At 54.2% G+C, this 25,466-nt stretch carries 28 protein-coding genes; 15 read left to right on the top strand and 13 right to left on the bottom strand.

Annotated elements, in window-relative coordinates; translation table 11 throughout:
- Window positions 1–49: 49 nt before the first annotated feature.
- Window positions 50–655 carry a glutathione transferase GstA gene (gene gstA / locus ACMGG3_RS05605; protein ID WP_014169795.1) on the top strand — a complete coding sequence of 202 codons (606 nt, stop codon included), beginning with the start codon at window positions 50–52 and terminating at the stop codon, window positions 653–655.
- A gap of 59 nt (window positions 656–714) precedes the next feature.
- Here gstA and pdxY read toward each other — a convergent pair whose 3' ends face one another.
- The 5 genes from pdxY to anmK form a co-directional block, all read right to left on the bottom strand.
- A complete protein-coding gene (pdxY, locus tag ACMGG3_RS05600) occupies window positions 715–1,575 on the bottom strand; it encodes a pyridoxal kinase PdxY (protein WP_014169794.1) in 861 nt (286 codons plus the stop codon).
- A 65-nt stretch (window positions 1,576–1,640) separates the two neighbouring features.
- Entirely contained in the window at window positions 1,641–2,915 is a 1,275-nt protein-coding gene (gene tyrS, locus ACMGG3_RS05595; RefSeq protein ID WP_047744554.1) for a tyrosine--tRNA ligase, read from the bottom strand.
- Between the two features lie 125 nt (window positions 2,916–3,040).
- Window positions 3,041–3,697 (bottom strand): pyridoxamine 5'-phosphate oxidase, encoded by a 657-nt coding sequence (pdxH, locus tag ACMGG3_RS05590; RefSeq protein ID WP_025204349.1) that lies wholly within the window; start codon window positions 3,695–3,697, stop codon window positions 3,041–3,043.
- 57 nt (window positions 3,698–3,754) lie between these two features.
- Window positions 3,755–4,078 carry a C-type lysozyme inhibitor gene (mliC, locus tag ACMGG3_RS05585; RefSeq protein WP_020884329.1) on the bottom strand — a complete coding sequence of 108 codons (324 nt, stop codon included), beginning with the start codon at window positions 4,076–4,078 and terminating at the stop codon, window positions 3,755–3,757.
- A 93-nt stretch (window positions 4,079–4,171) separates the two neighbouring features.
- Window positions 4,172–5,296 (bottom strand): anhydro-N-acetylmuramic acid kinase, encoded by a 1,125-nt coding sequence (gene anmK / locus ACMGG3_RS05580; protein ID WP_014169790.1) that lies wholly within the window; start codon window positions 5,294–5,296, stop codon window positions 4,172–4,174.
- A 254-nt stretch (window positions 5,297–5,550) separates the two neighbouring features.
- On the opposite strand from anmK, the gene slyB reads away from it, so the two are divergent.
- A complete protein-coding gene (slyB, locus tag ACMGG3_RS05575; RefSeq protein WP_014169789.1) occupies window positions 5,551–6,018 on the top strand; it encodes an outer membrane lipoprotein SlyB in 468 nt (155 codons plus the stop codon).
- A 235-nt stretch (window positions 6,019–6,253) separates the two neighbouring features.
- Entirely contained in the window at window positions 6,254–7,615 is a 1,362-nt protein-coding gene (locus ACMGG3_RS05570; protein WP_414149667.1) for an MASE4 domain-containing protein, read from the top strand.
- A gap of 35 nt (window positions 7,616–7,650) precedes the next feature.
- Here the strand turns inward: ACMGG3_RS05570 and slyA are convergent, their stop codons facing one another.
- Window positions 7,651–8,091 carry a transcriptional regulator SlyA gene (gene slyA / locus ACMGG3_RS05565; RefSeq protein WP_014169785.1) on the bottom strand — a complete coding sequence of 147 codons (441 nt, stop codon included), beginning with the start codon at window positions 8,089–8,091 and terminating at the stop codon, window positions 7,651–7,653.
- A 186-nt stretch (window positions 8,092–8,277) separates the two neighbouring features.
- Between slyA and ACMGG3_RS05560 the strand changes: the two genes are divergently transcribed.
- From ACMGG3_RS05560 to ACMGG3_RS05550, 3 genes are read left to right on the top strand one after another with little or no spacing between them, the layout of a single operon-like run.
- Entirely contained in the window at window positions 8,278–8,514 is a 237-nt protein-coding gene (locus tag ACMGG3_RS05560; protein WP_020884333.1) for a DUF1656 domain-containing protein, read from the top strand.
- A 2-nt stretch (window positions 8,515–8,516) separates the two neighbouring features.
- Window positions 8,517–9,377 carry an HlyD family secretion protein gene (locus ACMGG3_RS05555; RefSeq protein WP_040017309.1) on the top strand — a complete coding sequence of 287 codons (861 nt, stop codon included), beginning with the start codon at window positions 8,517–8,519 and terminating at the stop codon, window positions 9,375–9,377.
- Window positions 9,377–11,410 carry an FUSC family protein gene (locus ACMGG3_RS05550; RefSeq protein WP_047366454.1) on the top strand — a complete coding sequence of 678 codons (2,034 nt, stop codon included), beginning with the start codon at window positions 9,377–9,379 and terminating at the stop codon, window positions 11,408–11,410. Before ACMGG3_RS05555 ends, ACMGG3_RS05550 begins: the two co-directional genes overlap by 1 nt.
- On the opposite strand, the gene sodC is transcribed toward ACMGG3_RS05550, so the two are convergent.
- The 3 genes from sodC to ACMGG3_RS05535 all read right to left on the bottom strand — a co-directional run bounded on the left by sodC (window position 11,389) and on the right by ACMGG3_RS05535 (window position 13,171).
- Window positions 11,389–11,907 carry a superoxide dismutase [Cu-Zn] SodC gene (sodC, locus tag ACMGG3_RS05545; RefSeq protein WP_020884336.1) on the bottom strand — a complete coding sequence of 173 codons (519 nt, stop codon included), beginning with the start codon at window positions 11,905–11,907 and terminating at the stop codon, window positions 11,389–11,391. The genes ACMGG3_RS05550 and sodC overlap by 22 nt on opposite strands.
- A 79-nt stretch (window positions 11,908–11,986) precedes the next feature.
- Window positions 11,987–12,883 carry an aldo/keto reductase gene (locus ACMGG3_RS05540; RefSeq protein ID WP_079231117.1) on the bottom strand — a complete coding sequence of 299 codons (897 nt, stop codon included), beginning with the start codon at window positions 12,881–12,883 and terminating at the stop codon, window positions 11,987–11,989.
- Between the two features lie 48 nt (window positions 12,884–12,931).
- Window positions 12,932–13,171: a DUF1289 domain-containing protein gene (locus ACMGG3_RS05535; protein ID WP_020884337.1), complete on the bottom strand. Its 240-nt coding sequence runs from the start codon at window positions 13,169–13,171 to the stop codon at window positions 12,932–12,934.
- 149 nt (window positions 13,172–13,320) lie between these two features.
- Here ACMGG3_RS05535 and eptA point away from each other — a divergent pair, with 149 nt between their 5' ends.
- The 5 genes from eptA to rnt all read left to right on the top strand — a co-directional run bounded on the left by eptA (window position 13,321) and on the right by rnt (window position 17,993).
- Entirely contained in the window at window positions 13,321–14,946 is a 1,626-nt protein-coding gene (eptA, locus tag ACMGG3_RS05530; protein ID WP_032681163.1) for a phosphoethanolamine transferase EptA, read from the top strand.
- Between the two features lie 41 nt (window positions 14,947–14,987).
- Window positions 14,988–15,587 (top strand): TetR/AcrR family transcriptional regulator, encoded by a 600-nt coding sequence (locus ACMGG3_RS05525; protein ID WP_014169778.1) that lies wholly within the window; start codon window positions 14,988–14,990, stop codon window positions 15,585–15,587.
- 53 nt (window positions 15,588–15,640) lie between these two features.
- A complete protein-coding gene (locus ACMGG3_RS05520; RefSeq protein WP_020884339.1) occupies window positions 15,641–16,738 on the top strand; it encodes an alkene reductase in 1,098 nt (365 codons plus the stop codon).
- A gap of 100 nt (window positions 16,739–16,838) precedes the next feature.
- Window positions 16,839–17,246, top strand: coding sequence for a lactoylglutathione lyase (gene gloA, locus ACMGG3_RS05515; RefSeq protein WP_020884340.1), 408 nt, complete (start codon window positions 16,839–16,841; stop codon window positions 17,244–17,246).
- Between the two features lie 96 nt (window positions 17,247–17,342).
- Entirely contained in the window at window positions 17,343–17,993 is a 651-nt protein-coding gene (gene rnt / locus ACMGG3_RS05510; RefSeq protein ID WP_025204356.1) for a ribonuclease T, read from the top strand.
- A gap of 45 nt (window positions 17,994–18,038) precedes the next feature.
- Here the strand turns inward: rnt and grxD are convergent, their stop codons facing one another.
- Window positions 18,039–18,386, bottom strand: a complete 348-nt coding sequence (gene grxD, locus ACMGG3_RS05505) for a monothiol glutaredoxin 4 (RefSeq protein WP_003832760.1) — start codon at window positions 18,384–18,386, stop codon at window positions 18,039–18,041.
- A 339-nt stretch (window positions 18,387–18,725) separates the two neighbouring features.
- Here grxD and ACMGG3_RS05500 point away from each other — a divergent pair, with 339 nt between their 5' ends.
- Window positions 18,726–19,499 (top strand): C40 family peptidase, encoded by a 774-nt coding sequence (locus tag ACMGG3_RS05500; RefSeq protein ID WP_014169773.1) that lies wholly within the window; start codon window positions 18,726–18,728, stop codon window positions 19,497–19,499.
- A gap of 122 nt (window positions 19,500–19,621) precedes the next feature.
- The gene (gene sodB / locus ACMGG3_RS05495; protein WP_020884341.1) at window positions 19,622–20,203 is read left to right on the top strand and encodes a superoxide dismutase [Fe]; all 582 of its coding nucleotides are present in this window, start codon (window positions 19,622–19,624) and stop codon (window positions 20,201–20,203) included.
- A gap of 38 nt (window positions 20,204–20,241) precedes the next feature.
- Here sodB and ACMGG3_RS05490 read toward each other — a convergent pair whose 3' ends face one another.
- Together ACMGG3_RS05490 and ACMGG3_RS05485 are read right to left on the bottom strand one after the other, a co-directional pair.
- Window positions 20,242–21,408 (bottom strand): MFS transporter, encoded by a 1,167-nt coding sequence (locus ACMGG3_RS05490; RefSeq protein WP_414149666.1) that lies wholly within the window; start codon window positions 21,406–21,408, stop codon window positions 20,242–20,244.
- 163 nt (window positions 21,409–21,571) lie between these two features.
- Window positions 21,572–21,661: a YnhF family membrane protein gene (locus ACMGG3_RS05485; RefSeq protein ID WP_032670423.1), complete on the bottom strand. Its 90-nt coding sequence runs from the start codon at window positions 21,659–21,661 to the stop codon at window positions 21,572–21,574.
- Between the two features lie 297 nt (window positions 21,662–21,958).
- On the opposite strand from ACMGG3_RS05485, the gene purR reads away from it, so the two are divergent.
- Entirely contained in the window at window positions 21,959–22,984 is a 1,026-nt protein-coding gene (gene purR, locus ACMGG3_RS05480; RefSeq protein WP_014169769.1) for an HTH-type transcriptional repressor PurR, read from the top strand.
- 16 nt (window positions 22,985–23,000) lie between these two features.
- Here purR and punR read toward each other — a convergent pair whose 3' ends face one another.
- Window positions 23,001–23,912 (bottom strand): DNA-binding transcriptional activator PunR, encoded by a 912-nt coding sequence (punR, locus tag ACMGG3_RS05475; protein ID WP_014169768.1) that lies wholly within the window; start codon window positions 23,910–23,912, stop codon window positions 23,001–23,003.
- Window positions 23,913–24,027: 115 nt separating this feature from the next.
- On the opposite strand from punR, the gene punC reads away from it, so the two are divergent.
- Window positions 24,028–25,227, top strand: a complete 1,200-nt coding sequence (gene punC, locus ACMGG3_RS05470; protein ID WP_414149665.1) for a purine nucleoside transporter PunC — start codon at window positions 24,028–24,030, stop codon at window positions 25,225–25,227.
- The last annotated feature ends 239 nt before the right edge of the window (window positions 25,228–25,466 follow it).

The following is a 25,466-nucleotide window of genomic DNA, read 5'->3' as shown; positions in this document are numbered from 1 at the left end:
CCCGTTCGCGCACTAACATAGCTGAAACCTCAGCAAAAAGGAGTTACCGATGAAACTGTTCTACAAACCGGGCGCGTGCTCTCTTGCTTCCCACATTACCCTGCGCGAGAGCGGCAAAGATTTCACGCTGGATGGCGTTGACCTGATGAAAAAACGCCTGGAAAACGGCGATGATTTTTTTGCTATTAACCCGAAGGGACAAGTTCCGGCTCTGCTGCTGGATGACGGTACCCTGCTGACCGAAGGCGTGGCGATTATGCAGTTCCTCGCCGATAGCGTGCCCGACAGGCAATTGCTGGCACCGGTAAGCACGGTTTCTCGCTACAAAACGCTGGAGTGGATGAACTACATTGCGACCGAGCTGCACAAAGGCTTTACGCCGCTGTTCCGTCCGGAGACGCCGGAAGAGTACAAACCGACCGTACGTGCTCAGCTGGAGAAAAAACTGCAGTACGTTAACGCATCGCTGAAAGACGATCAGTGGATTGGAGGCGCGCGTTTTACGATTGCTGATGCCTATCTGTTCACCGTGCTGCGCTGGGCGCGGGCCATTAAGCTCAACATGGACGGGCTGGACCACATTGCATCGTACATGGATCGCGTAGCCGCGCGTCCTGCGGTGGCTGCAGCGCTTAAAGCAGAAGGGTTGAACTGACCGGCGCACTGTATTGCCGGGTGGCGCTGTCGCTACCCGGCCGACAGGAACGTGAACCGTTATAACCGGGTCGCGCTGAAGTAATGCTCCGGTTTCGCGATACGATCCTGTGCCGCGACCACCTGCAGTTCATACTCCTGCATCTCTTTCGTCGCCTTCATGATTTCGTACACTGCTGCAGTCACATGCTCAAGCGCATCCCGCAGCGTGGCCCCCTGAAGTAATTTCACCAGCAGCAAGCCGCTTGTCACATCACCGACACCCACCGGCTGACGCATGCCGAAGTCCACCAGCGGACGGCTGATATGCCAGGCTTCGTCTTTCGTCACCAGCAGCATCTCAAAACGGTCCCTGCTCAGCCCTGCGCGCGCGAGATGTTTCACCAGGACAATCTCCGGCCCCTGGGCTATTAGCTCGCGAGAAGCGCTTACCGCCTCTTCTACGCTATTCACCGGATGCTCGCAGAGAATTTCCAGCTCAATCAGGTTCGGCGCAATAATATCGCTGGCCGGCAGCGCGTGACGCACATGGAATTCAGCCACGCCGGGGGCCACGATACAGCCTTTCTCCGGATGCCCCATAACAGGATCACAAAAGTATTTCGCCGCCGGGTTTGCCGCTTTCACCTGGCGGACAATGCCCAGGATATGCTCTCCCTGCTCTGCCGAACCGAGATATCCGCTCAGTATCGCATCACAGCGTTTTAGCTGATCGATATTGGCAATGCCCTGCACAATGTCGGTGAGGTGCGAAGGCGGCATCACGCAGCCGGTCCATTGACCGTATTGTGTATGGTTTGAGAACTGCACGGTATTGAGGGGCCAGACGTTGGCACCGAGGCGGCGCATCGGAAATTCCGCGGCGCTGTTGCCAGCATGCCCAAAGACCACGTGGGACTGAATGGCGAGGATGTTCTTCATTTTTACTTACCAAACCCTGAAAAAACAAAAGGGGCGTGGTTTCCCACGCCCCTGGATACTTTTAATTATTTCCAGCAGACCAGACAGTAGTTTTTCTTACCGCGACGCAGAAGCGTGTAGCGGCCATACAGACGATCGCTGTCAGCGAAGGTGTATTCCGGGTCGGCCTGTTTTTCACCGTTAATAGTGATCGCGTTCGAGGCGATGGTTTTACGCGCCTGACCGCGGGATGGCTGCAGCTCGGAGTCCACCAGCGCCTGCATCAGGTCGGCACCTTTTTCCATCTCAACCATCGGCACACCATCCTGCGCCAGCTGTTCGAAGTCCGCTTCGCTCAGGTCGCTCAGCGTCCCGTTGAACAGGCTTGCAGTAATGCGTTTTGCCGCGGCCAGACCTTCTTCACCGTGAACCAGTTTGGTCACTTCATCAGCCAGTACGTACTGAGCACGTGGCGCTTTACCGCTGTTTTTGTCTTCTTCTTCCAGAGCATTGATCGCCTCAATGTCCATAAAGGTGAAGAACTTCAGGAAGCGATAAACATCGGCATCCGCCGTGTTAATCCAGAACTGGTAGAATTTGTACGGGCTGGTTTTCTTCGGATCAAGCCATACCGCGCCGCCTTCGGTTTTACCAAATTTGGTGCCGTCGGCTTTGGTGATCAGTGGAACGGTCAGACCGAAGACCTGGTTCTGGTGCAGACGACGCGTCAGATCGATACCCGACGTGATGTTGCCCCACTGGTCAGAGCCGCCAATCTGCAGGCAGACGCCGTGCAGTTTATTCAGGCAGGCAAAGTCATAACCCTGCAGCAGGTTGTAGGAGAACTCGGTAAAGGAGATGCCCTGGTCGTCACGGTTCAGACGCTGCTTCACCGCTTCTTTGTTAATCATCTGGTTAACAGAGAAGTGTTTGCCAATGTCGCGCAGGAAGGTCAGCACGTTCATGCCGCCAAACCAGTCATAGTTGTTGGCCGCAATCGCAGAGTTGTCACCGCAGTTAAAGTCGAGGAAAGGCGCAACCTGTTTGCGGATCTTATCCACCCACTCCTGCACGGTGTCTTCGGTGTTCAGTTTACGCTCGGCAGCTTTAAAGCTTGGGTCGCCAATCAGACCGGTCGCGCCGCCAACCAGTGCGACAGGCTTGTGGCCCGCCATCTGGAAGCGTTTCAGGCATAACAATGGAACAAGATGCCCCAAATGCAAGCTGTCAGCGGTAGGATCGAAGCCGCAATAGAGCGCGATCGGGCCTTGCGCCAGTCGCTCTGCTAACGCTTCCTCGTCCGTCACCTGAGCCACAAGGCCCCGCTCTTGCAATTGTTTAATCAAGTTACTGCTTGCCATCAAATTCTCCATGTATAAACGACTGCACCTTTGCCGGTACACGACTTTTCGCCTGATGCGAAAGGTACATAGAATAAAGCGCAAGCGCGGCCTGCGCTAGCGCTTAAATCAACAAATTTCGGCGATTACGGTGCCAGCCTGTCGATTTTCCAGCCGCCATTTTCACGCTGGTATAAAAAGCGGTCATGCAGACGGTGTTCGCCGCCCTGCCAGAATTCCATCTGCTCGATCGGAATGCGGAAGCCCCCCCAGAAACTGGGCAACGGAACTTCGCCCTGCTGGAATTTCTGCTTCAGTTCGAGGAATTTGCTTTCAAGCACGCCACGCGCCGAAATACGGCTGGACTGTTTTGAGACCCAGGCGCCAATCTGGCTGTCACGCGGACGGCTGTGGAAATACTTCACCACTTCCAGCGTGGAGAGACGCTCTGCTTTGCCGGTGACCATCACCTGACGCTCCAGCATATGCCACGGGAACAGCAGGCTGATACGAGGATTGTTTTCCAGGTGGTGTGCCTTACGACTGCCCAGGTTGGTGTAAAACACCAGGCCTTTCTCGTCATAATGTTTGAGCAGGACGATACGCTGATACGGTTGACCGTTTTCATCTACCGTTGCGACAACCATTGCCGTTGGGTCGGCGAGTTTCGCTTCGCAGGCCTGTTTCAGCCAGCGTTCAAAAAGCACGAGGGGTTCGGCGGGAAGATCCTGGCGACGCAGGCCGCCTTTGGTGTATTCACGGCGCAGATGCGCAATTTGCTGCAGTTCGTCGTTATCTGACATGGCGTTAGCTGACATTGACATTGGGTGGCGCTATTGTGCGCCGCCCCTGTGAAAATCTCAACGCTTCGGATTTTCGAGCTGGCAATTGTTCAGCACAATACGGTCGCGTTTGTAGACGGTGGCACTGTCGCCTTTCGACCAGAAGACATAAATTCCGTCCGTGTAGCGTGCGCCGGAGGCAGAAATGCCCTGCTTGAGGGTGAGCAATTTGTTGTCGTAGACAAAACTGGCTTCCTGACGCGGATTGTTCAGCTTAACGGTCAGCGGTTTTTCATCACAGCGATACTCCAGGGTATCGGTCTGCATGCGATCAAGGAACTGGTTGTAGACGCTGCATCCTGACAGCAATAAAGGCGCGGCAATAAGAAGAAGTTTTTTCATGGGCGTATTCCGAAGACTTTCCTGGTCCTGGAGGGCATGGCTGCCCTCCTGTTTCATTCCATTCTAACGACCACACGCAGCGCTGAATTTCAGTTAACTCTGATTATGACGTGGATTCGCCGGGAAAATGGCCCCGAGGACGCTGGCCTCACGTGCGCCAGTCACCGACGGCAAATTGCCCGGAAGCCCGGCAATGGTGCGCCAGGCAAGCCAGGCAAAGGCCAGCGCTTCCATATCATCGCCACTGATGCCGGCTTCATCGGTGGTCGTCACCTCGGTACCTGGCAATAACCCGGCAAGACGTGCCATCACCAACGGGTTACGGCTGCCACCGCCGCACACCAGCAGGCGTTCGCATCCACCGCTGAGAAGAACCTGTTCCGATATCGAAACCGCCGTTAACTCGGCGAGCGTCGCCTGGACATCCTGCGGTGCAAGCGCCGGGAACTGCGCCAACTGACGTTCGAGCCAGCCATAGTTGAAATATTCGCGCCCCGTGCTTTTGGGCGCCGGTAAAGCGAAGTACGGATCGCTTAGCATGGACTGCAACAGCGGGATGATCACTTTGCCTTCGCTGGCCCACTGCGCGTCTTTATCATACGCCTGACCACGCTGACGCCAGATCCAGGCATCCATCAGCATGTTACCCGGGCCGGTGTCATAGCCGCGTACGGGTTGATCCGGGATAAGCAGAGACAGGTTGGCAATACCGCCAATGTTCAGCACCATTCGGCGCTCTGTCGGATGGGTCAACAATGCCTGATGAAAAGCGGGCACCAGCGGCGCGCCCTGCCCGCCAAGCGCAATATCGCGACGCCGAAAATCACCGACTACGGTTACGCCCGTCTTCGCCACAATCTGGTTATTGTCGCCGATTTGCAGGGTATGCGGTGCATCGCCGACCGGCTCATGCCAGACCGTTTGTCCGTGACAGCCGATGGCGACGACATCCTGCGGGCGAAGCTTTTCTTTATGCATCAGAGCCAGTACCGCATCGGCAAACAGCGCCCCCAGCCGCACATCAAGCTGACCAAGCTGAGAAAGCGTCAGTTGCTGCCCCTGACAGACACTGAGAATGTCCTCTTTCAGCGCCCGGGGGATAGGCCAGGTCAGGCTCGCCTGCTGTGCCACCATGTTTTCATCAATAGCGGCCAGAACGACGTCTACGCCATCCAGACTGGTACCCGACATCACACCAATGTAGCGACCCGATTTCATGCGCTTTCCTTACGTTGCGTGGGCTAATGCTCTCCACTCAACCATAAACAGCGCCGCTTTGCTATCCGGCGATAATATTTTTTAACAATCTCAGACAGGTAACCTGCCGGGTGCCCGTTTATGTCTCGTTAAGTTAAATTCAAGTACAATTTTCTTATTGTTAGTGCAAAGATATGAACTATGGCCCCTTATGCCATATAATTTAGCCATAACGGATGCCCGCCATCGGGCGTTTTGGTGAACAGGAGATTCAAATGATTTTACGTGTACTGGGCGTTTCGCTGATCGGTTTAACCCTTGCAGGCTGTGTGAATGACAGTTCACTTTCTGGCGACGTGTACAGCGCTTCTGAAGCCAAACAGGTTCAGAGCGTCACTTACGGTACCGTTGTTAACGCACGCCCTGTACAAATTCAGGGTGGCGATGACAGCAACGTGATGGGTGCCATCGGCGGTGCTGTGCTGGGTGGCTTCCTCGGTAATACCGTAGGCGGTGGCACAGGTCGTTCGCTGGCCACAGCAGCAGGTGCCGTTGCGGGTGGTGTTGCAGGCCAGGGCGTTCAGGGTGCAATGAACAAAAGCCAGGGCGTAGAACTGGAAATCCGTAAAGATGACGGCAGCACCATCATGGTAGTACAGAAACAGGGTAATACCCGTTTCTCTGCCGGCCAGCGCGTTGTTCTGGCGAGCAACGGAAGCCAGGTCACCGTTTCTCCACGCTAATTCAAACTGGATGTGGTCATCAGACCACATCCATTTAACAAATCCATTTAGCAAATCCAGTAAACAAATCTATTTACATATAATATAATTACCAGCAATATATTTACAAAAAACATTCCCGCCATGAATCATTAAGCGCGGTATATCTTGTTCCTGCGCAAAGTATTTACTCTCCACGCCTGTTACTCTCTTTCTTACTTTACATTTTTTAATTTTATTATTCCGTCAAATCCCTATGCTTGCACTACAACGATATTTTAAGAACCCTTATATTACATTCTGTTTTGGATGCATCGTCGTCGTTGGAATATTACAAGGTCTCTTTGTAAAACTGGTCGAATTAGTCCCTTCATTCTCACCGCTGCTATTCCCGACACTTACCATATTTTTGCTGGTATTCCACCTGTTTATTGCCTGCTTCATGGTCATGAAATACTGGTGCGACAGACGGCGGTTGTACCTTATCGCCCTCGCCTCGGCCTTTGCCGGGTCGACGATGCTGATGGCCGGTACCCTGTCCAGCTTCCCGTCATGGCTGGATCTCTATCAGTTCAATGTGGTCGACTATAACGACGCCATGATCTTCTTTATGTTCCGTCATATTCTTATGGCGGTGCTGATAATAGTCTCAGCCTTGCTCTATTCCATTCGGGATTATCCCCTTTCACGCCCCGCAGATATTGCCGTGGTTATCGGTACAATGCTGTTTACGGTTTCTATGGTCGCCCTGGCCTGGTTCTGCTCCAGCCACTCGGCACTGATAACGCTGGATCTGGTGGATAATGAAACCCGGCAATTTATGGTTCTCTGGAGCCAGGTCATAAATATCTTTTTGATTCTTCTCTGGGTTGTGGCGTTAGCAACGTTAATGACGATTACCCGGGTGCGGAATCTTTTTTGGGTTGGCGGTAATTTCTTATGTGTTTGTTATGTCCTGACGCTCTCATTACTGTTAGCCGGCGGACATGCTGAGGACACGTCCTGGTATCACGCTCGCTTATTCGAAACCGTGGCGACGCTGATGATTATTTTTGTCCTGCTGTACGACGTCTTTAACCTGTATCGTGACTCGCACATAAAGTATCAGCAGTCTTATCAGAACTCGATCCGCGACCCGCTGACGCGCCTCTACAACCGCAGTTATTTTTACGACGCCTTAAATCAGGCACTCAGCATCAGCAAAGCCAACCACCCTGTGTCGGTTATCGTCAGCGATCTCGACCGTTTTAAGCGCATCAACGACTGCTACGGCCATCTGCAGGGAGACAAAGTATTGCAGTTTGTCGCCAACCTGCTGATGGATTCCGTCCGCCCACAGGACATCGCGGCACGTATTGGCGGGGAAGAATTTGTCCTGATGCTGACCAATACTTCGTCGGAAGCAGCGTACCAGGTGGCTGAACGCATACGGCTAAGGCTGAGCAGTTTTGATAAGGTCAGCAGCGGGTGTCAGTTACCTGAATCCATCACGATTAGCATGGGGGTGTTTACCGCCACCTCTCCGACGACGACCGCTGAAGCGTGCGTGGAGAATGCTGACAAGGCGATGTATGAAGCGAAAGAGACCGGGCGTAACCGCGTCGTTGTGTCGAGGTAAAAAAGGCCTTGCTGCTGCAAGGCCTTGTGATGGTCTCAGTCGCGTGACTGCAGCTCATGGATGTTCTGCTCAAGGCGCCCAATGAGGCTGATGAGCAGTTCAAGCTCTGCGGGTGAAACCCCGGAAAGGATTTCGCCGCGCGTTTTGGTGATAACGGCTTCCATTTCAGTAATGATAGGTGCCGCTTTCTCAGTGAGCTTAATCCGCTTAGCGCGACGATCGCTGGCGCAGGTTTGCCGGGAGATGAGTCCTTTCTCTTCCAGTTGGTCAAGCGTACGTACCAGTGACGGTTGCTCAATGCCGATCGCTTTTGCCAGTTGAATTTGTGACTGGTCGGGTGGCAGCTGATGAATGTTATGCAGCGTGACCCAGTGCGTCTGTGTCAATTCCAGAGGTTTCAGGCGATGGTCAATCAGAGCACGCCAGACGCGTACCAACCTTGCCAGATCAGAACCTAATGGCGATTCCAATTTCATCTCCTTATAATTAGCTTGCTAAGTTATTATACTGATTTTAGAATAGTGTGCAGCATTTGTATTGGCAAAACAAATGCAATACTGCATTCATCGAACTTAAAAGGATGACTTACACTGAATTGTGATGTTCCATCAGATTAAGACTCGCCCTCGCGGCATTTTGTTCACTGCAAAGGATCTCTGCCCGTGACGTTTTTTCAAAGCTCCGTGGGACTCCCCCTTCAGGACCTGATTTTCGGTGCGTCAGTCTACTTTCCGCCCTTGTTTAAGGCCGTCCTGGTCGGCTTTATGATTTGGCTCATAGCCCATCGCCTGCTTCGCGACTGGATGTACTCCGGCGAGATTTGGCACCCCATGTTAATGGACCTCTCCCTGTTTGCCCTTTCCGTATGCCTGGGCCTTGCTGTCTTGATTGTGTGGTGAATATGCCCCTGAAAACGCTGAAGTACTTTTCCACGCTGATTGTTCTTGCCCTGGCCCTGGTTGCCGGGTGGTGGCTCTGGAATTTTTATATGCAGTCACCCTGGACACGTGACGGCAAAGTGCGGGCTGAGCAGGTCAGCATTACCCCACAGGTTTCGGGCAGCATTACGACGCTTGTTGTGAAAGATAACCAGTACGTTAAAAAGGGTGACGTGTTATTCCGTATCGACGACACCCCCTATCATATTGCGATCCTTAACGCCCAGGCACAGCTGGCGAAGGCCCAGTCTGATTTAGCAAAAGCCAATAACGAAGCCAATCGCCGCCGGCATTTGTCGCGCAACTACATTTCCGCAGAAGATTTAGATACTGCCAATATCAACGTTAAGGCCATGCAGGCGAGCGTGAACGTCGCGGAGGCTACGCTCAAACAGGCGCAGTGGGAGCTGACACAAACCGTTATTACCGCGCCAGTCGATGGATGGATCACCAACCTGTCAGCCCGCGTGGGGAATTATGCCACCGCCGGGCAACCCGTTTTCGCCCTTGTCGACAGCCACTCGTTCTATGTGGTGGGTTATTTTGAAGAGACCAAGCTTCGCCATATTCGCGAAGGGTCTCCCGCTACCATTACGCTTTACAGCGGCTCGCAGAGGTTACAGGGTCACGTCTCCAGCATTGGCCGCGCCATCTACGATCAGAGTGTTGAAATGGATTCAGGCCTGGTACCGGACATTAAACCGAACGTGCCGTGGGTGCGTCTGGCCCAGCGCGTACCGGTTCGTGTGGAGTTTGACCATTTACCGCAGGGCATAACGCTGGTCTCCGGCACAACCTGCACCGTCGCCATCGGGACCCGTTGATGAACCTGCAGGCCTTCTCCTGGCGAAATACGCCGTGGATGAAAGCGACACGTCCGCAGTGGCGCTATGCGCTGCGTAATGGCATTGCGATGTGTCTGGCGCTGACTGTCGCCTATTACCTCAACCTTGATCAGCCCTACTGGGCAATGACCTCTGCCGCGGTGGTGAGTTTCCCCACCGTCGGCGGGGTGATCAGCAAGAGTCTTGGACGTATTGCCGGCAGCCTGTTGGGTGCCACCGCAGCGTTAATCATTGCAGGTCATACGCTGAACGATCCGTGGCTTTTTTTGTTGAGCATGGCGATATGGCTGGGCTTTTGTACCTGGGCCTGCGCGCACTTTACGAATAACGTTGCCTATGCCTTCCAGCTGGCCGGCTATACCGCCGCCATTATCGCCTTTCCGGTGGTGAATGTGCTCGATACCACCGAGCTGTGGGACATCGCACAGGCGCGCGTCTGCGAAGTAATTGTCGGTATTCTGAGCGGCGGTTTCATGATGATGATACTGCCCAGCACCTCCGATGGCACCGCGCTTATTACCGCCCTGAAGACCATGCATACCCGTTTACTGGAGCACGCAAGCCTGCTCTGGCAACCGGATACCAACGACGACATCCGTCTCGCGCACGAAAAGGTGATCGGCCAGATCCTGACCATGAATCTGTTACGCATTCAGGCCTTCTGGAGCCACTATCGCTTTCGTCGTCAGAACACCCTGCTGAACTATCTGTTGCATCAGCAGCTGCGTATGACCAGTTCAATCTCCAGCCTGCGCCGGATGCTGCTCAACTGGCCCACGCCCCCTGCACATACGCGCGCCGTAATTGAAACGCTGCTTGCGGCGCTTGCACGCCCGGATGCCGACATCTACACCGTCGCGAAGATTATCGCCCCGCTCGCGCCAGTAGATGAGTACGATTACCGTCACCGCGCCTTCTGGCAGCGTCTCAACTATTTTTGCCGGTTGTATCTGCGCAGCAGCCGCTGGATTAACGCCGTGGAAAATGCCACCCCGGTAACCGAGTTCGCTGTCCCCGGTAGCCCGGCGCTGGCACGACACACAGACTCGATGGAGGCACTGTGGAGCGGTTTTCGTACCTTTTGCGCACTCACGCTGGTTGGCGCGTGGAGTATCACCACCCAGTGGGAGTCAGGCCCTGCGGCCCTGACGCTTGCTGCTATCAGCTGCGTGCTGTACTCCGTCGCCGCGTCACCGTTCAACTCCCTCACGCTGCTGCTGCGCACCCTGGTGCTGCTCTCGCTGTTTAGTTTTGCCGTGAAGTTTGGGTTGATGGTGCAGATAAGCGACCTGTGGCAATTCCTTCTGTTCCTGTTCCCGCTGTTAACCACCATGCAGCTGCTGAAGCTGCAAATGCCCAAACTCGCGGGGCTGTGGGGACAGCTGATTGTGTTTATGGGCTCGTTTATCTCCGTCACTAACCCGCCGGTTTATGACTACGCCGATTTTCTCAATGACAATCTGGCGAAGATCCTTGGCGTTGGGCTGGCGTGGCTGGCATTTGCGGTGTTACGTCCGGGTTCAGATGCGCGCAAGAGTCGCCGGCATATCCGCGAGTTACGCAGAGGTTTTGTCGACCAGTTGAGTCGAAAACCGCATTTACGTGAAAGTGAGTATGAATCGCTGGTCTATCACTATGTCAGCCAGCTCAATAACAGCCAGGACTCCCTTTCGCGCCGCTGGCTGTTGCGCTGGGGCGTGGTGCTGTTGAACTGCTCTCACGTGGTCTGGCAACTTAGGGCATGGGAAACACGTTCCGACCCGCTGTCGCAGGTTCGTGATGTCTGCATCACCCTGCTACGCGATGTCATGAGCGAACGCGGTGTCCAGCAGCGTCCACTGGAAACCACGCTTGCTGAACTTCAGCGAATTTGCGATACCCTTGCGCACCACCACTCGCCTGCAGCACGAGATTTAGCCTCGATAATCTGGCGCCTGCACTGCTCGCTGTCGCAGCTGGAACAGGCACCGGCTCCGGGTACAATTGGGGATCACATCACCCCGCAGGCATAGCGAGCCCCGCCACCGCCAAGCGGTTTTGGCTGATCGGACATATTGTCGCCGCCGACGTGGATCATCAGCGCCTTGCCTTTCACTTCATCCAGCTTTTTCAGCCGCGGCGCGACAACGGGATCCGTGGCTTTGCCGTCGTTATTCACCACCAGCACCGGCAAATCGCCCAGATGTCCCATGCCGTCAGGACCTTCATGCTTACCGGTATGTTGTGGGTCGAGGTGGCCGCCTGCCGCCTCCGCAGCCGAGGCTTTACCCTCTTTTAATGCGGGCTGACAGCTACCGTTGGCATGGACATGGAAACCATGTTCACCAGGAGGAAGGGCTTTGAGATTGGGCGCGAATTCCAGTCCCTTGTCGGTTTCAGTGATTTTCACCGTGCCGATGGACTGACCTACACCCTGAGAGGTGACGAGATTCATTTCCACTTCATCACTGGCCGCCTGCGCACCTGCACAGACCACCAGCGTGACGAGAGCCAGAGTAAAACGCTTCATATGACCTCCACGGGTTGTTTTTTGCCCCTTAAGTTTATACCAGGGGCAAAGATTTCACCGGAAAGTCACGTTTTACCGGTTACGGGACGTCGTAACCCAGCGCCGCTTTGCGGATGCGGAACCACTGCTGACGGGTCATCTGCAACTCTTCCGCGGCAATGGCGGCGCGTACGCGTTCAATTTTGCCCGAGCCAATGATCGGCAGTGGTTTTGACGGCAGACGCAGGACCCACGCGTACACCACCTGTTCGATGCTCCCGGCATTCAGTTCGCGGGCAATGGTCTCAAGCTCAGTGCGCAGCGGCTGGAATTCATCATCATTAAACAGGCGTCCGCCGCCCAGGCACGACCACGCCATCGGACGGATACGCAACTGCTGAAGCTGATCGAGCGTGCCATCCAGCAGCAGCGGCTGATGAACCGGAGAAATTTCAACCTGGTTGGTGGCCAGGGTAAACGGCAGACGAGACTGCAGCAGCGCAAACTGTGCAGGGGTAAAGTTTGATACGCCGAAATGACGCACTTTGCCGCTTTGATGCAGATTCAGAAACGCTTCGGCCACCTCATCGGCATCCATCAACGGATCGGGGCGGTGGATCAGTAGCAGATCGATATGATCGGTCGCCAGGTTAACCAGCGACTGTTCGGCGCTCTTAATGATGTGCGCGCTGTCGGTAATGTAATGGCCGAGGGCATGCTCCGGTTTTGCCGTCGTGGCAATCCCGCATTTGGTGACGATCTCCATGCGTTCGCGTAACGCAGGAACCAGTTTGAGTGCCTCGCCGAACGCGGCTTCACACTGATAGCCACCGTAAATATCAGCGTGATCGACCGTGGTGATCCCTAAGTCGAGATGCTCTTCAATAAAGCTTGCCAGCTGGAGGGGGGACATATTCCAGTCCATCAGGCGCCAGTAGCCCATCACAAAGCGGGAGAATTCTGGGCCCTGGGGGGCAAGGGTAATTCGCTGAACCATAACATTTTCCTCAAGGACGTGATGTCATGAGTATACGCAATTACCGTGTTAAAACAGTGAAGGTTGCTGGGGTTCTTCGGTGTCACCGGCTTTGTTTGCGCGTATTTTGCGCAGAAGTCGCTGTCGACAGAGACGGAGCACCTCCTGTTTCTGCGTGTCGCTGAAGTGTTGCCAGTTAAAACGCTCATCGCGCGTGCGCATGCAGCCACGGCAATATCCGCGTTCATCCACCTGACAAATACCCCGGCACGGGCTCTGGATGGGGAAAAACTCCAGTTGCTCTGCCACACTCACCTCCCGATAACGACTATCACCTACAGTGAAGACGCTAAACGTCCCGCGTGCAAGGGCTTTACCACAGTTTTGTGGCATTAAGGTTTCACTAATCTTCGTTCTCTATACTCGCCCCATCATTAAAATTGCAGGTTTTCTGATCGATGTGGCTAATCAAAAAGTTACAATGTAACGATATAAAATTTACTCTGGGCTGTGCACTTTTCTTTACCGTATTAAACGCGCTGTTTATTCAGCGTAGCTGGGCAATTATCGCGCCCGCGCATATCCATGACGTCCTCTTTGCCGCGTCCGTTCCACTGGTGCTGTTTTGCGGCTGGGTCATTGTTTTTAGTCTGCTTAATATCCCGTTTATCCGTAAGCCGCTGCTGATTGTCTTGACCGTCGGATGCGCCGCCGCGACCTACTTTATGTATACCTACGGCGCGGTTATCGATCAGAACATGATTGTTAACGTGTTCGAAACCAACTCTCAGGAAGCCACCGCCCTGGTGACGCCGCAGATGATCCTGTGGATTGTCGTTGCCGGTCTTGTTCCGTCCGTGGTGCTGGCCATGATCCGCATTCGCACCGGGAAATGGTGGTACGCCCTGCTGACCCGTTTTGCCGCAATGCTCGGCGCCCTGCTGGTTATCATCCTCATCGCCGCCCTGTTTTATAAAGACTACGCGTCGCTGTTTCGCAATAACAAAAGCATCGTCAAAATGGTGACCCCCGCAAACTATGTCAGCGCGATGGTCAAATACAGCAAAATGCGCTGGTTTGCAGGCGATCAAACACTGGTCCGGATCGGTGAAGATGCCCATAAAGGGCCGCTGATTGCAGGCCAACAAAAGAAAACCGTTCTGGTGCTGGTCATCGGCGAAGCGTCACGTGCCGCGAACTACTCGTTGAATGGCTACGGGCGTGAAACAAACCCCGAGCTGAAAAAGCAGGATGTGATTAACTTCCCGCAGGCCTCCTCCTGCGGCACCGAAACGGCCGTTTCCGTGCCCTGCATGTTCTCCGGTATGACGCGCAGTAAATACGATGCCGATCTGGCCCATCACCAGGAAGGGTTGCTGGACGTGCTCGCCCATGCGGGGATCAATATGCTGTGGCGTGACAATGATGGCGGTTGTAAAGGCGCCTGCGATCGCGTTCCCCATACCGACATGACCCAGTGGAAACTCGATCAGTTCTGCAAAGACAACTCCTGCATTGACGATGTGAACTTCACCCGTCTGGACAATGTTCTGGATGGCCTGAAGCAGGACTCCGTACTGGTCATCCACCTGATGGGCAGCCACGGCCCGGCATACTATCGCCGTTATCCGGATAATTTCCGCAAATTTACGCCAACCTGCGATACCAATGAAATTCAGGATTGCGATCACCAGGCGCTGATGAATACCTATGACAACACCATCCTGTATACCGACAGCATGGTCAGCAAAACCATCGATGCCCTGAAAGCGCGTCAGGTGAGCATGAATACCGCCCTGATTTATCTTTCGGATCACGGGGAGTCGCTGGGCGAAAGCGGGATTTATCTGCACGGCACGCCGTATCTGCTGGCACCAGAGCAACAAACGCACATTCCGTTTATGTTCTGGTTATCACCAGACTATGCGAAAAATTTCGGCGTCAACGCGCAGTGTTTACGTGACTATGCAGCAAAAAATGCGGTTTCGCAGGACAATTTGTTCTCTACCGTATTGGGTATGATGGACATTAAATCAAAGGTTTATCAACAGCAGCTGGATATTCTGAACGCATGTCGCCACTGAACACGCTTGCAATAGACCGAACGGTCTATTAGAGTGCGGCCATGAGCAGAAATACAGAACACGATACCCGAGAACATTTACTGGCGACCGGCGAGCGACTTTGCATGCATCGCGGGTTCACCGGTATGGGGTTGAGCGAGTTATTAAAAACCGCTGAGGTACCGAAGGGGTCGTTTTATCACTACTTCCGGTCCAAAGAGGCGTTTGGCGTGGCAATGCTGGAGCGGCACTATGCCAGCTACCATCAGCGCCTGGCAGCGCACTTTGCCACGGGCGAAGGTAATTATCGCGATCGTGTTCTGCACTTCTATCAGGAAACGCTGAACCAGTTCTGTCAGCAGGGCATCATCAGCGGTTGCCTGACGGTAAAACTTTCTGCCGAAGTGTGCGATCTTTCAGAAGATATGCGCACAGCAATGGATAAAGGGGCCCGCGGGGTTATCGCCCTCATGGCACAGGCGCTGGAGAAAGGCCGCGATGAAAAAACGCTGACTTTTCCCGGCGAACCCTTAACCCAGGCGCAGGTTTTATACGCCCTCTGGTTAGGCGCGAACCTGCAGGCCAAGATTTCACGCAGTGCGGTGCCGCTTGAAAGCGCACTGGCACATGTAAAAAGCAGCATTACTACGCCTCGCGTATAGCAGGCGTTTTTATTTACGTAATTACTAGACGACTGGTCTACTCAGGAGCCTTTATGTCCGCTGAAAAATTATTTACCCCCTTGAAAGTGGGTGCCGTTACCGCGCCAAACCGTGTGTTCATGGCCCCGCTTACCCGTCTGCGCAGCATTGAGCCGGGTGATATCCCTACCCCGTTGATGGGTGAATATTACCGTCAGCGCGCAAGCTCTGGCCTGATCATCACCGAGGCCACTCAGATTTCTGCTCAGGCTAAGGGTTACGCTGGCGCACCAGGTCTGCACAGCCCGGAACAGATTGCCGCGTGGAAAAAAATCACGGCTGGCGTTCACGCTGAAGAGGGTCGTATTGCCGTCCAGCTGTGGCATACCGGTCGTATCTCTCACAGCAGCATCCAGCCTGGCGGTCAGGCACCGGTTTCCGCCTCTGCCCTGAGCGCGAACACCCGCACCTCGCTGCGTGATGAAAACGGCAATGCGATCCGCGTTGATACGTCTATGCCGCGCGCTCTTGAACTGGACGAGATCCCGGGGATTGTTAACGATTTCCGCCAGGCCGTGGCGAATGCGCGTGAAGCCGGTTTCGACCTGGTTGAACTGCACTCCGCGCATGGCTATCTGCTGCACCAGTTCCTGTCACCGTCCTCTAACCATCGTACCGACCAGTACGGCGGCAGCGTTGAAAACCGTGCGCGCCTGGTGCTGGAAGTGGTGGATGCCGTATGTCAGGAGTGGAGCCCGGACCGCATTGGTATCCGCGTGTCCCCGATTGGTTCTTTCCAGAACGTTGATAACGGCCCGGACGAAGAAGCGGATGCCCTTTATCTGATTGAAGAGCTGGCAAAACGGGGTATCGCGTATCTGCATATGTCCGAGCCAGACTGGGCCGGTGGTCAGCCTTACACTGAAGCCTTCCGTCAGAAAGTACGCGAACGCTTCCACGGTGTGATCATCGGTGCAGGGGCATATACCCCTGAGAAAGCTGAAGATCTGATTAGCAAAGGTTTGATCGACGCCGTTGCATTTGGTCGCGATTTTATCGCTAACCCTGATCTGGTCGCCCGTCTGCAGCAGAAAGCCGCGCTGAACCCTCAGCGTCCGGAAAGCTTCTACGGCGGCGGCGCTGAAGGTTATACCGACTACCCTACCCTGTAATCTCTTCATTGCTCATTGATAGCGGCGACCTTTCGCCGCTATACTAAAACATCGTTTCTGTTCAAATAGATATTCTATTCCATTGGTTAATGAGGAAATTATGCGCCTACTTCACACCATGCTGCGCGTTGGCGATCTGCAACGTTCTGTCGATTTCTACACTAACGTACTGGGTATGAAACTGCTGCGCACCAGCGAAAACCCGGAATATAAATACTCGCTGGCGTTTGTGGGTTACGGCCCGGAAACGGACGAAGCGGTCATCGAACTGACCTACAACTGGGGCGTGGACAGCTATGAGCTGGGCACCGCTTATGGTCATATCGCGCTGGAAGTGGACAACGCAGCCGAAGCCTGTGAACGTATTCGCAGCAACGGCGGTAACGTGACGCGTGAAGCTGGCCCGGTCAAAGGCGGCACCACCGTGATCGCGTTTGTTGAAGATCCGGACGGCTACAAAATCGAACTGATTGAAGCCAAAGACGCTGGTCGCGGTCTGGGCAACTGATCCCGCAGGGCGCAACATGCGCCCGTACTTTTACTGCATCCCCATCCAAAATTTGCCATAATGCGCACTGCTTTTTTCCCCATGTAAGAGACCCTGATGTCCGATAACGCTCAATTTAGCGGTCTGTGCGACCGTTTTCGTGGTTTTTATCCTGTTGTGATCGATGTTGAAACAGCTGGATTTAACGCTAAAACCGATGCGCTGCTTGAAATTGCCGCCATCACGCTGAAGATGGATGAACAGGGATGGCTTACACCGGACACCACGCTGCATTTCCACGTTGAACCGTTTGAAGGGGCCAACTTACAGCCCGAAGCGCTGGCCTTTAACGGCATCGATCCGCATAACCCGCTGCGTGGTGCGGTAAGTGAATATGACGCGCTGCACGCCATTTTTAAAATGGTGCGTAAAGGTATGAAAGAGAGCAACTGCAGCCGCGCCATTATGGTGGCGCATAACGCCACGTTCGATCACACCTTTACCATGGCCGCCGCCGAGCGCGCGTCGCTCAAGCGTAACCCTTTCCACCCGTTTGTGACCTTCGATACCGCGGCACTGAGCGGTCTGGCGTTGGGACAAACGGTATTATCAAAAGCCTGTATTACGGCAGGCATTGAGTTTGACGGTACGCAGGCGCATTCCGCACTTTATGACACCGAGCGGACGGCGGAGCTGTTTTGCGAAATTGTGAACCGCTGGAAGCGTCTGGGTGGCTGGCCGCTGCCGATGGGTGACAATGAAGAATAAAAAAAAGCGACCTCATGAGGTCGCTTTTTTGTCTTCGCAGATAACTTACTCCGCGTCTGGCTCTTCCGTTTTGTACTTCGCAGCCGTTTCTTTGATCAGCTGCTGCAGTTCGCCGCGCTGATACATTTCGATCAGGATATCGCAACCGCCGACCAGCTCACCGTCTACCCACAGCTGTGGGAACGTCGGCCAGTTAGCGTATTTAGGCAGCTCAGCGCGGATGTCCGGGTTCTGCAGGATATCAACGTAAGCAAAACGCTCACCACAGGCAGACAGCGCCTGAACCGCTTGCGCGGAGAAGCCACAGCTTGGCAGCTTCGGAGAACCTTTCATATACAGCAGAATCGGGTTTTCAGCGATCTGGCGCTGGATTTTTTCAATAGTGGTGCTCATGTCTTGCTTCCTTTAACTTCTGTTACGGCATTCGTCTGTCATTGTAGCGGTTCAGACTGCCATCGGAAAATAACATTTTTGTCACGTCTTTCTTATTTTACCGCGTGTGATGAAAAGTTGCATTGCAAATGGTGTTTAACCCTGCGGCACTCAGGGTTTTGTTTAGGGAGTGAACAATAGTGCGACAGATTGATGAATTTTTTTGCACTTGCTAACGAAACAGGATTGTAGATTGAAAAATGCTATTAACTTATCGGGTTTTTATAGATTAGAATCGACGGGCTTTGTAAATCATTCGCGGGTATTATTGATGACCTGCATTTATCAGGGGACTGCCCAGTGGCGCGGATAAATAAAATCTCGATCACGCTCTGTGCTTTACTGTTTACAACACTCACTTTCACGCCAGTGGCGAACGCCTCTCAACAGGCGCGGCACTCTGCTGTACAAAAAACGCATCTGGCCAAAACCACAGACCGTAAGAAAAAAACCACCAGCAAGAACGACAAGAAAAAGACCACCACCCAGACTAAAAAGACCGCCTCCAGCAAGACGAAAACAAAACCTTCCCGCACTGCCCACGCAACCAAAAGCAAAGCCTCGCAAACTGCAGCTAATCTCGTGACGGAAAAATGCATCCCCCGCAAAGGTCATAAAGCGAAATGCACGAAGGTCACGAAAATAGCGGAAGTGCATAAGGTTCGCGTGCAGAAAGCGCAAAAAACGGCGTTGAATAAACTGATGGGGCAGATCGGCAAACCCTATCGCTGGGGCGGCAGCTCACCGCGTACCGGTTTCGACTGCAGCGGCCTCGTCTATTACGCCTATAAAGATCTGGTGAAGTTCCGAATTCCACGTACCGCCAATGAGATGTATCACCTGCGCGACGCGTCACCGGTCAACCGCGGTGAACTGGAGAATGGCGATCTCGTCTTCTTCCGCACTCAGGGGCGCGGCACGGCTGACCACGTTGGCGTATATGTAGGCAACGGGAAATTTATCCAGTCCCCACGTAGCGGGCAGGACATCCAGATAACCTCTCTCAGTGAAGACTACTGGGTACGTCACTATGTCGGCGCACGCCGCGTGATGACGCCAAAAACCATTCGCTAACCCCTGCCCTGCCACAGCCGTGGCAGGGTAAGTTCCTCTTTTGCATACCCTTTCAATTTGCTATCCTGTCCCTGTTGTCTGTGTGGTTATTGGCAACATAAAAAACAATAAGGAGAGAAGCAATGTCGTTCGAATTACCTGCACTACCATATGCAAAAGACGCCCTGGCCCCGCACATTTCTGCGGAAACCCTGGAGTATCACTACGGCAAACATCACCAGACGTACGTCACCAATCTGAACAACCTGATCAAGGGCACCGATTTTGAAGGCAAAACGCTGGAAGAGATCGTCCGCAGTTCAGAGGGCGGTGTCTTTAACAATGCCGCTCAGGTGTGGAACCACACCTTCTACTGGCACTGCCTGGCACCGAATGCAGGCGGCGAACCTACGGGTGAACTGGCTGGCGCGATTAACGCGGCATTTGGTAGCTTTGCTGATTTTAAAGCGAAGTTTACGGATGCTGCAGTCAAGAACTTCGGTTCTGGCTGGACGTGGCTGGTTAAAGACGCGGATGGCAAACTGGCTATCGTTTCCACCTCGAACGCGGGTACGCCACTGACCACCAGCGCGACGCCGCTGATGACCGTGGACGTCTGGGAACACGCTTATTACATTGATTACCGTAACGCGCGTCCGAACTACCTGGAGCACTTCTGGGCACTGGTTAACTGGGCGTTTGTGGCGAAGAACTTCGCCGCGTAAGAGACACGCAGAAGGGGTTGCCCTTCTGCGTTTTTTAATTATTCAGCAGCGCACGCTGCTTCCGGCTGTTTACGGCCAGACATCATCACTAACAGCAGGCCGAGTGCGGCAATTATCGCCCCCATCACCGGCACAAAGCTGTATCCCAGGCCGCCAGAAATGACGGCACCACCGGCAGCGGCACCGAGCGCATTGCCAAGGTTAAACGCGCCAATATTGACCGACGACGAGAGACCCGGTGCCTCATGGGCAACGCGCATCACGCGCATCTGCAGCGGCGGAACCACGGCAAAGGTCGCAGCCCCCCAGACAACCATCGCCATCGCCGCCCCGACTTCATTACGCGCCAGCCATGGAATGGCGATCATGATGACAATCAGCAGCGTTAAAAAGCCTTTCAGCGTCCCGCTCACGGAATGATCGGCGAATTTCCCGCCGAGATAGTTGCCTATAGAGAACCCGACACCAATCAGCACCAGCATCGCGGTCACAAAGAGAGGCGTCGCGTGGGTGATATCGTGCAACACCGGTGAAATATAGGTGTACAGAGTAAACATGGCGCCCGCCCCCAGTACGGTGGTCAACAGCGCGGAGAGCACCTGCGGGCGCATCAGTACCGACAGCTCTTTGCGGACGTCAGGACGTTCACCAGCGCAGCCTTTCGGCAAGGAGAAGTACAACGCCACCATGGCGATAACACCCAGCACGGCCGTCGCCAGGAACGACATGCGCCAGCCGATCGCCTCACCCAGCCAGGTTGCGGCAGGTACACCGCCAATGTTGGCAATCGTCAGACCCATAAACATGGTTGCCACGGCACTCGCCTGCTTGTGTTTTGGTACCACGCTTGCGGCCACAACCGATCCCAGCCCAAAGAACGCGCCGTGGTTAAGGCTGGTCAGAATGCGGGACAACATCAGGGTGGTGTAATCCGGAGCAATGGCGGAGAGCACGTTGCCCAGCGTAAATATCGCCATCAGGAAAATCAGCGCATTGCGGCGCGCGCGGTGTGAAAGCAGAAGCGTCATGAGCGGTGCCCCCACCATCACGCCAATGGCGTAGGCGCTGATGAGCATCCCGGCCGCCGGGATAGAAACATCCACGCCCCGGGCGATAACAGGCAGTAACCCCATCGGGGAGAATTCAGTGGTGCCAATCCCAAAAGCGCCAATCGCCAGGGCAAGCAGGGGAAAATTGATTTTCATGCGTCAACTCCGGATGCCGTGTCATGTCGTGACACAGAACAAAGAAGCCGAAAGCATGACATCAATCACAAAAAATGAGAAGTTAACAAATTGGCAAAAGATTTTTGCCGCAGGCGTAACAATCAGGAAAACTGAGAGGGAGAAAGCTCTCCCTCCGTGTAAATCAGTGCAATGCAGCCGTCAGACCCGCCGCAACAATCAGAGCCAGTACAATAACGGTGGTCACCAGCGAAAACTTCAGATCGTAGCTCATCAATTTTTCTCCTTTTAATCTCCCCACGAAAAGTGAGCCTGCTCATTTTTACACAGTTTAGTTCAAAAATCTTCCTGGATTTAAACTGATAACCACTTTAGCTCTTCCCCTTTTCATCAAGATAGGACAAAATTCCACGCTAAATTTATTAGCGTACCGGCCATTGACCCCCTCCTGACGTCCTGTGTCGTTTTCCCGGCGTGCCGCAATTCAAGATTGCGTGATAAGGGTGAGAGAAGGCAAACGTTTACCTTCAAGTTTTTCAGGAGTTTAGGATATGGTCTGGAGTGACATTTAATGGCAACAATTAAAGACGTAGCAAAACGCGCAAACGTTTCCACTACAACCGTATCACATGTAATTAACAAAACCCGCTTTGTGGCGGAAGAGACGCGCAACGCCGTCTGGGCGGCAATCAAAGAATTACACTATTCACCGAGTGCGGTGGCGCGCAGCCTCAAAGTTAATCACACCAAATCCATTGGTTTGCTGGCAACCAGCAGTGAAGCGGCCTATTTTGCCGAGATCATTGAAGCGGTCGAGAAAAACTGCTTCCAGAAAGGCTATACCCTGATTCTGGGCAACGCGTGGAACAGCATTGAAAAACAGCGCGCTTATCTCTCCATGATGGCACAAAAGCGTGTGGATGGCCTGCTGGTGATGTGTTCAGAGTATCCGGAGTCCGTGCTTTCCATGCTGGAAGAGTACCGCCATATTCCTATGGTGGTCATGGACTGGGGCGAAGCGCGTGCAGACTTCACCGACTCCGTCATCGATAACGCGTTTGAAGGCGGCTATATGGCAGGCCGTTATCTGATTGAACGCGGTCACCGTGAGATTGGTGTGATCCCGGGTCCACTGGAGCGCAACACCGGTGCCGGGCGTCTGGCCGGGTTTATGAAAGCAATGGAAGAGGCGCTGATTACCGTGCCGGAAAACTGGATCGTGCAGGGCGACTTTGAACCGGAATCCGGTTACCGCGCGATGCAGCAGATTGTCTCCCAGTCGCATCGCCCGACAGCCGTGTTCTGTGGCGGTGACATTATGGCGATGGGTGCTCTCTGTGCCGCCGATGAACTGGGTCTGCGCGTGCCGCAGGACATTTCCGTGATCGGGTATGACAACGTACGCAACGCGCGCTTCTTTACCCCGGCGCTGACCACCATCCACCAGCCAAAAGACTCGCTGGGTGAAACGGCCTTCAATATGCTGATGGACAGGATCGTCAACAAGCGTGAAGAGTCTCAGTCTATTGAAGTTCACCCGCGTCTTATCGAACGCCGTTCCGTTGCGGATGGTCCGTTCCGCGACTATCGTCGTTAATCTTTTACGGGGCCAGTTATACTGGCTCCCGTAGCCATTCCCGGTTAAGCGTCTCACTGTCTCCCAGGTAATCCAGAAGCCAGGCCATTGCGGGCGACACATCATTTTGTTGCCAGGTGAGACAACAGGCCGCATCCGGAAAAGGATTTTCCAGCGTCAGTTCAACCCATTCACCGGTGTCGATTCGGGGCCGTGCAAAATGGCCAGGGACCATGGCAACGCACAGCCCGGCGCTGAGGCATGTTGCTGAGGATTCCCAGTCCGGCGCAACCACCCGTCGCTGGTTATCCAGCAGCCAGGTAATGCGTTTGGGCAACGAACGCGAGGTATCTTCCAGCACCAGCGAGGGCCAGTTACGGAGCGTTTCGTCGCTGAGCGGCCCGTCCAGGTCAGCCAGCGGATGATCGCTTGCCACCACACATTTCCAGTTGAGCATGCCCATGTCGCGAAAGGCAAAGCGTCCCCCAACCGGGATCGCCTGCGTGGCACCGATCGCCATCTCTGCCCTGCCATCTGCCAGCGCATCCCAGACGCCGTTAAACACTTCCTGGGATACCCGCAATTCGACATCCGAGAAATGGCGATAGAAATCGACAATCATCTGCCGGGTACGTTCTGGTTTTACGATGTTATCCACGGCAATGGAAAGATGTCCTCGCCAGCCGTTAGCGATCTGCTGACACTGTTCGCGGGTGATCTGCATTTTTTTGATAACAGAACGCCCTTCTTTCAAAAACCATGCCCCGGCGGGCGTTAATTCCACATCACGGTGACGCCGTTCAAACAGCGGAACGGCCAGCCACTCCTCAAGCTGACGCACCGTATAGCTGATTGCCGAGGGGACGCGGTGCAACTCCTGCGCTGCACCGCTAAAGCTGCCGTTGCGCGCAACAGCATCGACCACTTCAAGAGAATAATCTGACCACATTTTCTGCCTGCAAAAATTTTGAATGCACTCGCCAAATATTAGCGTTTCACAAGCTGCTTTGCACTCCCTACACTCTGCGCAAACATAGACCTGCCTCCCTCAGGAGAAAAAAACAATGCAACCCAGGAAAGGATTTTTAGTCTGGCTCGGTGGTTTAAGCGTGCTGGGCTTTTTAGCCACTGATATGTACCTGCCCGCCTTCGCCGCAATGCAGGAAGATTTACAGACCCCGGCGGCAGCCATCAGCGCCAGCCTGAGCTTATTCCTCGCGGGCTTTGCCTTCGCGCAGCTGCTCTGGGGGCCTCTCTCTGACCGCTTTGGTCGTAAACCGGTGCTGTTGCTGGGACTGGCTATCTTTGCCGTCGGCTGTCTGGGTATGTTATGGGTACGCGATGCAACCTGGCTGCTGGTGCTGCGCTTCGTGCAGGCCGTTGGCGTCTGTGCTGCTGCGGTGACCTGGCAGGCGCTGGTAACCGACTACTATCCGGCCAACCGGACAAACCGCATTTTCGCCACCATTATGCCGCTGGTAGGGCTTTCACCTGCCCTCGCCCCGCTGCTCGGGAGCTGGATCCTGACACATTTCGACTGGCAGGCCATTTTCGCTACGCTGTTTGCCATCACGCTGGTCCTGATGATCCCGGCATTCACACTCAAGGCGGCACATAAGAAAGAGACGCCTGCCGACACGACACCGGTGACCTTCACCTCTCTGCTGAGCACCAAAGCGTACCGCGGTAATGTCCTGATTTATGCCGCCTGCTCGGCGAGTTTCTTCGCGTGGCTGACCGGTTCACCGTTCATTCTTCACGATATGGGTTACAGCCCGGCCGCCATTGGTCTGAGCTATGTCCCGCAGACCATCGCGTTTCTGGTCGGGGGCTATGGCTGTCGCGCGGCGCTGCAAAAATGGGAAGGTCAGCAGATGCTGCCCTGGCTGCTGGTGCTCTACGCGCTGAGCGTGATCGCCACCTGGGCTGTGGGCTTTATCCCGGGCGCCGGTCTGGCAGAAATTCTGATTCCATTCTGCGTGATGGCCGTGGCGAACGGTGCGATTTACCCTATCGTCGTAGCCCAGGCGTTACGTCCGTTCCCACAGGCAACAGGTCGTGCGGCCGCGCTTCAGAATACCCTGCAGCTGGGTCTGTGCTTCCTGGCAAGCCTGGTGGTCTCTGCGCTGATTGCCACGCCGCTCCTGACCACCACCAGCGTCATGCTGGTTACGGTTGCGCTGGCCCTTCTGGGATACCGTATGCAGTCTGCGGCACAACGTGAGCAGGATGACCGCGCAGAGGTGAAAACCTCGCATGCATAATCGCGCCAGAAATTATGTTAAATATCAGTGATTAGGTTGCTAAGAATTTTCTATTGAATCACCAAATTTTGAGGCCTATACTAAATTTGGTTCGATTAAATACGATAAATATTAAGTGTTAACGGGAGCCGGAGCGCTCCCGTTTTACCATGGAAGGCATTTCGGCAAGGGTTATCTCCCTTCCTCTGTTCTACGTCGGATACTAGCCTCACGGGGAAATACCGTGAGATTTCTCACAA

It is taken from the genome of Enterobacter sp. BNK-18 (genome assembly GCF_047456135.1).
GTDB classification, from domain to species: Bacteria; Pseudomonadota; Gammaproteobacteria; order Enterobacterales; family Enterobacteriaceae; genus Enterobacter; species Enterobacter ludwigii.
This window is presented reverse-complemented; position numbering and strand designations above follow the sequence as displayed.